Origin of the sequence: Devosia psychrophila, assembly GCF_000971275.1 — a bacterium.
Classification (GTDB): domain Bacteria; phylum Pseudomonadota; class Alphaproteobacteria; order Rhizobiales; family Devosiaceae; genus Devosia; species Devosia psychrophila.
Genome location: NZ_LAPV01000135.1, coordinates 21,538 through 30,636 on the forward strand (window position 1 = coordinate 21,538; position 9,099 = coordinate 30,636).

At 60.4% G+C, this 9,099-nt stretch carries 7 protein-coding genes; 1 reads left to right on the forward strand and 6 read right to left on the reverse strand.

The genetic code is table 11. From position 1 onward, the window contains the following. Positions 1-259: 259 nt before the first annotated feature. The 6 genes from WH91_RS14460 to WH91_RS14485 all read right to left on the reverse strand — a co-directional run bounded on the left by WH91_RS14460 (position 260) and on the right by WH91_RS14485 (position 8,232). Positions 260-1,195: an ABC transporter permease gene (locus WH91_RS14460; RefSeq protein ID WP_046171726.1), complete on the reverse strand. Its 936-nt coding sequence runs from the start codon at positions 1,193-1,195 to the stop codon at positions 260-262. Further along, positions 1,192-2,136, reverse strand: coding sequence for an ABC transporter permease (locus WH91_RS14465; protein WP_046171727.1), 945 nt, complete (start codon positions 2,134-2,136; stop codon positions 1,192-1,194). The genes WH91_RS14460 and WH91_RS14465 overlap by 4 nt, the downstream gene beginning before the upstream one ends. Further along, entirely contained in the window at positions 2,133-3,605 is a 1,473-nt protein-coding gene (locus tag WH91_RS14470) for a sugar ABC transporter ATP-binding protein (protein ID WP_046171728.1), read from the reverse strand. The genes WH91_RS14465 and WH91_RS14470 overlap by 4 nt, the downstream gene beginning before the upstream one ends. 7 nt (positions 3,606-3,612) lie before the next feature. Next, positions 3,613-4,623, reverse strand: a complete 1,011-nt coding sequence (locus WH91_RS14475; RefSeq protein WP_046171729.1) for an ABC transporter substrate-binding protein — start codon at positions 4,621-4,623, stop codon at positions 3,613-3,615. A gap of 529 nt (positions 4,624-5,152) precedes the next feature. Next, positions 5,153-5,944: a formate dehydrogenase accessory sulfurtransferase FdhD gene (gene fdhD, locus WH91_RS14480; protein ID WP_046171730.1), complete on the reverse strand. Its 792-nt coding sequence runs from the start codon at positions 5,942-5,944 to the stop codon at positions 5,153-5,155. Continuing rightward, the gene (locus WH91_RS14485) at positions 5,944-8,232 is read right to left on the reverse strand and encodes an FdhF/YdeP family oxidoreductase (RefSeq protein WP_199533529.1); all 2,289 of its coding nucleotides are present in this window, start codon (positions 8,230-8,232) and stop codon (positions 5,944-5,946) included. The genes fdhD and WH91_RS14485 overlap by 1 nt, the downstream gene beginning before the upstream one ends. A gap of 403 nt (positions 8,233-8,635) precedes the next feature. Between WH91_RS14485 and WH91_RS14490 the strand changes: the two genes are divergently transcribed. Next, on the forward strand, positions 8,636-9,099 hold a 464-nt coding region (locus tag WH91_RS14490), incomplete at its 3' end, for a transposase (protein ID WP_144408375.1).

The window sequence follows — 9,099 nt, forward strand, 5'->3', positions numbered from 1 at the left end:
TGGTCTCTATCGATCCGCTATTTGTTGGTGATGGCAGCCTTGTCACCTGCGAAGTGGTGACCTCAAATCCGCATCGGACCTCTGGTGAACGGCTGCTTTCGTGGTTTCGCCTCCAAGCCACGAACTGCTGATGTGGGATCGGCAGCTGCCGTTTACTGCCTGCGTCAAAGGCGTTTCGCCAGTGACCATTTCGGCCAGAGGAAAACAGTCTTTGGCGCCAAGAAAACGCTCGGCGGAGCCAGCTGGCTGAAATACTCGGTCACGCCAAAGGCCGGCGGCTGGCGGCTAGAATGACGCCGATGATGATAATGCCGGTCAGCAACAAGCGCACGCCGGCGCTGGCGCCATACGTGTTGAGCATAGACACCACAAGAAACAAGAACAGAGATCCGCCCCAGATACCGGGGACATTGGCAGAGCCGCCGGCGACTGCCGTTCCCCCGATGACGACGACGGCAATCGAGCTAAGGAGGTATTCCGTGCCCATGTTGAGCGCCGCGCCGCCTGAAAAGCAGCTGAGCAACAGACCGGCAAGTGAGGCCAGAACGGCGCATAGCACATACGTTGCAAAGCGGGTGCCATCGACCGGTACGCCGGCGAGGCGCGCAGCGCGCATGTTTTGCCCGATGGCGGATACGCGCCGGCCGTAGATGCCCTTTTCGAGCAGCACCCAGATGACAACCGAGATCAGCAGGGCTACCAGGGCCACGTTGGGAATGCCCAGGGTCGTGCCGGTCGCAAACTGTATCAGCGTGGCCGGCGGCTTGATCCGGATACCCCGATTGTACCAGATCGCGGTGGATTGGATGATAAAGCTCGAGGAGAGAGTAGCGATGATCGGCGGGATACGCAGCAGCTTGATCAAGCCGTAATTGACGACGCCGATGCAGAGGCCGACGAGGACGGCGAGGATCAGGCCCAGCAGCACGAGCCCATCATTGGTTTCCATCACCTTGAGCGCCACGGTGCCGGCAAGGGTCATGGTTGAGGGGATGGACAAGTCAACATTGCCCGGGCCGAGTGTAATGACGAACATCTGCCCCAGGCCAACGATGATCGAAAAGGCGGCAAAGGTTAGCGCTGCCTGTGACACGCCGATGGTCGAGGCGCCGCCGGTGAAAAGGATGGTGGCGAGCCAGACGCCGAAAGCGGCGACGAAGGACCAGAACCAGGGTTTTGCAGCAAGGGTCCTCACTGGCGACCCTCGCGTGCTTCGCGTCGGTTGAGCAGCAGGCGCAAGGCCAGGACGACAATGAGGATCGCGCCCTGAGCGCCGATCTGCCAGTCGGGTGATATTCGCAGAAAGCTCAGGAAGGACGCGGCGAGGGTCAGCGTCAGCGCGCCGATAACGGCACCGATGGGCGAGACGCGCCCACCGACGAATTCGCCCCCTCCGAGAATGACCCCAGCAATGGAGAGTAGTGTGTAGCGCAGGGCGATATTGGCATCTGCCGAGGTTGTCAGGCCAACCAAGGCAATGCCGGCCAGGACGGCAAACAAGCCCGCCAATGCATATGCCAGCGCCTTGGCGCGGATCACCGACCAGCCGGCGCGCTGCACCGAGCGTTCGTTGCCGCCAACTCCGCGCAGCACGACCCCGAAGGCCGAGCGGATGACCAGCCAATGGGTGATCGCGGCGATCAGCACGCTGGCGACGATTGCCATCGGCACGATGGGCGGCTTGCTGGTCATCAGCCAGCGAATCCAGTCAGGTGCCGTGCCACCTGGAGTGGGTAGCATCAACACTGCAAGGCCACCCCAGACAAAGCTCATCCCCAGCGTCACCACAATCGAAGGCAGGTTGCGCAGGTGGATGACCACGCCCATGCCGGCATAGGCGGCGATACAGACGGCCAGGATCAAAACACCGAGCCATGGGTCGGTCTGTAAATAAGTAGCGGTGACGCAAGCAACGAAACTGACAAAGGTGCCCATCGACAGATCGAGATCATTGACCATCATGATCAGCATCTGGGCGATGGTGGCCAGCGTGATGGGCACGGCAAGGTTCAACAGGAGGTTCAGCCCTACATAGCTCATGGAGCGGGGTTGCAGGTAAAACACAGCTCCCAGCAAGACCGCCAGCGACAAGGCAGGTACCAGGAGGCGGAGGCGGTCGGCAGTCAACCAGTTCAAGCGGCTTGCTCCGCAAACGAGGCGGCAAGAATGTGGCTTTCGGCGATGTCGGCGCCGCGCAGCTCGGCAACGATCCGCCCCTCGCGGAAGACATAGACGCGGTCACATTGGCAAATCTCGTCCATTTCAGTGGAGTACCAGACGAAAGTGCGCCCTTTGTCGGCTTCGCTGCGGAGGATGGCGTAGACTTCCTGCTTGGTGCCGATATCGACCCCGCGCATGGGGTCGTCCATCAGCACCACGGGCACCCGAGTCGCCAGAGCGCGAGCAAACAGCACCTTTTGCTGGTTGCCCCCGGAAAGGGAGAGAATAGGGTTGTCGAGGTCTTGCGTGCGAACCTCGATACGCGCGCGCCATTGCTGGGCAACGGCCGCCTCTGCCCGGTGCTGAACTAGACCGAAACGTGTGAGGTCCGGTAACAGTGTCAATGTCAGGTTTTTAAGGATGCTCCATAGCGGCAGGTTGCCATCGACATGCCGATCACCGGCAACAAAGGCCACCTTGCTATCTCTGCGCGCAATCCAGTCGCCGCCCTGGTCGCGATAAAGGCCTATGAGCGTGCGCGTCTGGCCGTGGCCGCCCAAGCCCGCAAGTCCTACGATCTCGCCGGGATAAGCGACGAAGCCTATGGCCGGCTCTGGGCCAGTCGCCGTTTGCGCGAGTACAGGAGTCTGTCCGGATTGATCGCGGGCCGGCCTGACGGCGTCGCGTTCGCGCACGACGCTGCCCATTGCCGCAACAAGCGAGGCGACGGTAAATTCGCTGGCCGGCCGCTCGGCAACAACCTTGCCATCCTTCATCACCACCACGCGATCAGCAGCGGAGAGTATTTCGCCGAGGATGTGGGAGATGACGACGACTGATCCGCCGGCCCCCACGAACTTGCGGACATAGGCCAGCAACTGCCCAGCCAGTGTCGCGTCGAGCGAGGAGGTCGGCTCATCAAGGATCACAAGGCGGACCTTGGCTTCGCTTTCCGAAAAGGCGGTAGCAATTTCGACCATCTGCCGTTTAGCGATGGACAGCGAAGCAATGGTCGTACCGACATCGATACCGTGGCCGGGGAAAATTTCGTCGAGCTTTTGACGGATCACCTGTTCGGCGCGTCGCCGCCACCCCAGTCCGGAAATGGATCGATGGGCAATGCGGGTATTTTCCGTAACTGTGAGGTTTGGGCAGAGCGAGAGTTCCTGGAACACGCAGCGTAAGCCATGTTCCCGTGCCGCGGCAAAGCCGTAACTGCCAGTCGCGTCTTGCCCATCAAGCAAGATCCGACCTCTGTCAGGCTTGGTGCCGCCGGTCATCAGGGTGACCAAGGTGGATTTGCCGGCACCATTGTGGCCGACGAGACCTACGCATTCGCCCGCGCGGACGACAAAATCCACGCCCGCAAGCGCGCGAACGGCGCCGAAACTCTTTTCGGCGCCGTTCACCGCTAACATGTCGCGGGATGTCGCGGCCGTGTCCATCAACGCATCACTTGGCCGCGGCGATCGTCGCTTGGGCGTCTTCAAGCGTGTATTCCACGTTTGTCACGCTGCCGGCACCAGTGGCTGCAAGCTGATCTTCCAGGTTATCCTGGGTGACTTCGACAAGCGGCACGACCAGATCTTTTGGCACATCGACGCCATCGAGGATCTGCTGTGCGACCCAAAAGGCGAGGGTAGAAACGCCGGGCGCGATCGAGACCGAGTAGGTCTCGTAGCCATTCGCATCCTTCTGCTCCTGCCACCACTTCAATTCGTCTTCCCGATTGCCCATGATAATGGTGGGGATCTCGCGGCCAGCTGCGGCGAAGGCCTGGGCAGCGCCATATCCGTCGCCACCCTGGGTAACGACGCCAACGATATCGTCGGGCAAGCTTGGCAGGATGCCGGCGACGGCCTTCTGCGCTACGTCTTGCGCCCAATCACCGTTGACCGAGCCAACGACTTTGAAGTTGGAATGGGCCGCTAAGCCCTTTTCGATACCGGCGTGGATTTCTTCATCGACCGAAACGCCAGCCAGGCCGCGGATTTCGAGCAGGTTGCCGCCCTCGGGTAGCTTGCTGGCGAGGAAATCGAGCTGGTTAACCCCCATCTGCTGGAAATCCACTGCGATACGCCAGGCGCAAGGTTCCGTTACGATGCCGTCGAATGACACCACGGTGATGCCTGCGTCGCAGGCCTCCTTGATCGCGCCGTTGAGCGCGGTGGGTGAAGCAGCGTTGACGACGATGGCGTCATAGCCCTGCAGGATCAGGTTCTGGATTTGGGCGGCCTGTTCGGTGGCCTGGTTTTCCGCGGTGGTGAATGCGTCGGCCGCGGCCACCAGACCCGACTCGACGGCAACCTTGGTTATAGTATCCCAACTCGTCAGCATGGCCTGGCGCCAGGAATTGCCCGCGTAATTGTTGGATAGAGCGATGCGCTTGCCGGACGTTTCGGCCATCGCCGTGCTGCATACGAGCGCCGCAGCAAGCGCGCCCAGAACGAGTGCATTTTTCATGATGATCCTCCCTCACGCCTTGATGGCGTTGTGCGGAAGCCTCCACGCTACCGCCCGGGGAGAGCCTAACATGTTAGATAGCCACGGCAAGCGTGATCTGGATACATAGGCTGAACTGGCATAGATGATGTCGGCCCAGGGCGGCTGCGTCGCCAGCCGGCGAAAAGGCGATTAGCTTGAGCCGCCGGACTGCCATGCCGTTGAGGTGGGCCGCTTCGAAATGGACCCAATGGCTTAGTGGACTGCACCTACGCCGGCTCAGGCGACAACCAGACCCTTGTTGGTTTTGCCAAGGAAACGTTGCCGGCACTCGAGACTCATGCAGCCTGCGTCGTTGTCCTCGCAGCCGGGCATGAAAAGCACTAAACTACGGCCGGGTTGCCCTTAACCGACGCGACCATCATTTCCACTATTCATCCAATGAGACGCGCTAAGGCTGCAAAAACCGGCCGCTTTACAATTCGATATCGCCGGTGACCCCTAGGCCCACTATCGGTGAGGCACAAACTTAGCTCTTGTTCGCGGCAGCCTAAACGACACGTTCCGCGTGCGAAAACACCTCGAAGCCGTCGTGGCGCGCTACGCCAATCACGGTGATATTGGCGCCTTCGGCGATCTTAACCGCCAGCCCCGTGGGCGCCGAAACCGCGATGACCGTGGCAGTGCCGAGCACGGCGGCCTTCTGGATCATCTCGATGGATATGCGGCTGGTTAGCAGCAGCGCGCAGTGATCGGGCCGCAGCCCATTCCGGATGGCAGTGCCAACCAGCTTATCGAGTGCATTGTGACGCCCGACATCTTCACAGATGGCCAGCAACCCTTGCTCGGGATGCCAGAGCGCTGCAGCATGCACAGCGTGGGTCATTGCATTCAAGTCTTGCGCTGGGCCGAGCGAGGCCATGGCCGCGTAGACCTGTTCGGCGTTGAGGCTGATGCCCGCGCCGACTGGCTTAATGTCACGCATGGCCTGTTCCAGGCTTTCAATGCCGCAAAGTCCGCAGCCGGTGGGGCCGGCCATGGTGCGGCGGCGATCGGCAAGAAAGCGGGCGCGGGCTTCGACCAGCCAGAAGCGGACCTCGATGCCGAGCTCGTGGTCGACAACCTCCAGGCGCAAGATCTCGTCGACCGACGCCAGCAGGCGTTCTGTCAGCAAGAAACCGATGCCGAAGGCTTCGAGGTCGGCCGGCGTCGCCATCATCACAGCCTGGGTGGTGCCATTGACGACTATGGCCACGGCAGCCTCGGCGGCAAGCTCGCGGTTAGAATGCAAGGCGGCATTGTCCCATTTCACCGGTGTGAACGCGAGGTGAGTGGCAAACATCAGTGAACGATCCGTACTGGAACGGACTTAGCCGCTGGCACCTGGCTCCTTTCAGCGTGCTGCCGGATCGGTATGAGCACATTGCATTCCGGATAATAGCCACCGCAGCTGCCTTCCGGCATGTCGTACATAGTGGCGCGCAGGCCTCCCAGCCGCCGCACCACGCCGTCGTCTTCCACCGTCTCCAGCATCACCATGCTGCCCTCGACGATGCCGTGCTTGACCATGTCCTTGTCGTTGAGCAGCAGCACTTCGCGCGTGCCCTTGATGCCGCGAAACCGGTCGTCGTAGCCATACACCGTGGTATTAAATTGATCATTGCTGCGCAGGGTGATCAGTCGCAGCACGTCCTTGTCCTCGCCGGTATCGAAGCTCGATTGCAGTGCCGTCGGTACTACGAACTGCGCCTTGCCGCTTTCGGTCTTCCACTCGCGATGACTGGCGGCGATCGGCCGGCGAAAGCCTTCGGGGATATGCATGCGTGTGTTGAAGTCGGCGAATTGATCAGGATAGGTGTGCTCAATCGCTTGACGCACCAGTGCATAATCGCCCACCCAGTCTTCCCACGGCACTTTAGCGTTGAACGGCAAACAGGCCTTGGCGATCTCGGCGACGATGCGCGGCTCCGACAAGAGGTCGGCGCTCGCCGGCTCCATCAGCCCCTTGGATTTGTGGATTACCGCGGTGCTGTCTTCGACGGTGACAATCTGTTCCCCAGTTGCCTGGCGATCCTTCTCGATACGACCGAGACACGGCAGCAGAAAGGCATGCTGACCGGTAAACAACTGCCCACGATTGAGCTTGGTGGCGATCTGCACCGTTAGCCGCATCTTGGGCCAATGCTCTTCCATTTGCCCGTGATCCGGCACGGCGCGGAGGAAATTGCCACCCAGGCCGATGAACGCGTCGACAGACCCGTCCACAATGCCTTGGCAGGCTTCCACGGTGGTCATACCTTTTTCGCGAGGCGACGTGAATTGATAGAGATCGTCGAGCTTGTCGAGTGGCACCAATTCCGGCTTTTCCGAAATACCGACCGTGCGCTGGCCCTGCACATTGGAGTGGCCACGCACCGGGCAGATGCCGGCGCCGGGCTTGCCGATATTGCCCTTCATCAGTAGCAGGTTTACCAACATTTGCACTGACTGCACGCCCAGCTTGTGCTGGGTGATGCCCATGCCATAGACGATCATTGATGCCGTCGCTGTCACGTAGAAGGCCGCCACCCGCTCGATGGCGGCGCGGGTCAGTCCAGCCTCGCGTTCGAGCTCGACCCAGGACTGGCTCATCACGAAGTCGGAAAAGTCGCCGAAGCCATGCGTGTGCTGTGCGATAAAGGCGTGATCGAGCACTTCGGTGTTATCGTTGGCTTTGGCCGCTGCATCCGCCTCGAGCAGGTAGCGGCACATGCCGATAACGACCGCGATGTCACCGCCCGGACGCACTTGGAGGTATTCGCGCGAAATCTTTGTCTCGCGCAGCGTGACCATCTGGATAGGATTCTGCGGGTTGATGAAGCGTTCCAGTCCGCGCTCGCGCAGCGGATTGAACGAAACAATCACCGCACCGCGGTCGCTCGCCTCCTGTAACTGATGCAGCATGCGCGGGCTGTTCGAGCCAACGTTCTGTCCAAAGAAGAAAAAGGCGTCGGTACTCTCAAAGTCGTCCAGCGTTACCGTGCCGACCGGCACGCCTATGCTCTCCGTAAGCCCCACCGATGTGCTCTCGTGGCACATATTGGAACTGTCGGGCAGGTTATTGTTGCCATAGAGCCGCGCCGTCAGCGCATACATGTAACTGGTTTCGAGCGAGGCGCGGCCTGATGCGTAGAATACCGTACGCCTGGGGTCGATCTCTCTTATCGCCGCCAATTCGCGGCCGATCTCGGCAAAGGCCTCGGTCCATTCTACAGCCTCGTATTTGTCGGTCTCAGGATTGTATCGCAGCGGCGCGGTCAGCCTGCCGATGGCTTCTAGGTCATAATCCGACCAGGTCTTGAGCTCGGTCAGGGTGTGCTCTTGGAAAAAGTCGGGTGTCACCCGCTTTTTGGTAAGCTCCCAAGCCGTGGCCTTGGCTCCATTCTCGCAGAACTCGGCAGGATGGGTCGGGTTGGGCTTAGCCCACGCGCAGCTTACACAGGTAAAGCCCTTTGGCTTGTTCTGACGAAGCAGGATGCCCGGCCCTTCGAGCAGCAGCCCTTCGCTGCTGAGATACTTGGCAACCGACTTGGCCGAACCCCAGCCACCGGCCGGCCACTTATAGGGAGAAATCTTTATCGAACGGGTCAAATTAGACTCCAGCCTTTTCGAGGGGGCTCACAGCAACCGGATAGCCTTGGAATTGGCGTCCATACGATACCCAAGCATCCAACTGACCCGCCTCAAACTCGTTCCGTCACGAACTCCGGACGCGTTGGCCCTGCACCGAACCTATCCCCCCGCCGCCATCGGGTCACATAGACTGCGTGTCGTCAACGGCGCTGCCTAAGCTTCCTTGTCCTCTCGGGCAATGTTTGCAGAGAGTGCCGCGCTCAATGGCGTGCCTTCGCGAAACCGGCTTGGATCGTTCCCATAGAATGGGCGTTGCGGAGCGGCAAACGCCGCAGAGTGTCCGCCGTCAGCACCCATGGCACAGATTCAGGGTTGAGCTTTAAGGAGTGTTTTGGTCTCGTCGGATGACGAAGGAACCAAGATGACTGCCAAATCCTCGAATACCAAAAAGCCCGCCGAGCAGGTGGTGAAGGACATTCGCCGGGCGACCCGACGGCACTTTTCAGCCGAAGACAAGATCCGGATCGTGCTGGACGGCTTGCGTGGCGAAGATAGCATTGCCGAGCTGTGCCGCAAGGAAGGCATCGCGCAAAGCCTGTATTACACTTGGTCCAAGGAGTTCATGGAGGCCGGCAAGCGCCGCCTGGCGGGTGATACGGCGCGCGCTGCTACCAGTGATGAAGTCAAGGATCTGCGCAGTGAGGCTGGTGCGCTCAAGGAATGCGTGGCTGATCTGACCCTGGAAAACCGTCTGCTCAAAAAAAAGCATGATCGCGGATGGGGACGAGCCAGAATGAGATATCCCGCATCCGAAAAGCTCGAGATCATCAGAATGGTCGAGCAGTCGCACCTGCCAACCCGTAAAACGCTGGACCGGCGTGGGAA

What these genes read in the sequence shown, in the direction of transcription:
- fdhD (WP_046171730.1), bottom strand. Translation starts at nt 5,944, where the DNA reads ATGTTTGCCACTCACCTCGCGTTCACACCGGTGAAATGGGACAATGCC.
- WH91_RS14475 (WP_046171729.1), bottom strand. Translation starts at nt 4,623, where the DNA reads ATGAAAAATGCACTCGTTCTGGGCGCGCTTGCTGCGGCGCTCGTATGC.
- WH91_RS14470 (WP_046171728.1), bottom strand. Translation starts at nt 3,605, where the DNA reads ATGGACACGGCCGCGACATCCCGCGACATGTTAGCGGTGAACGGCGCC.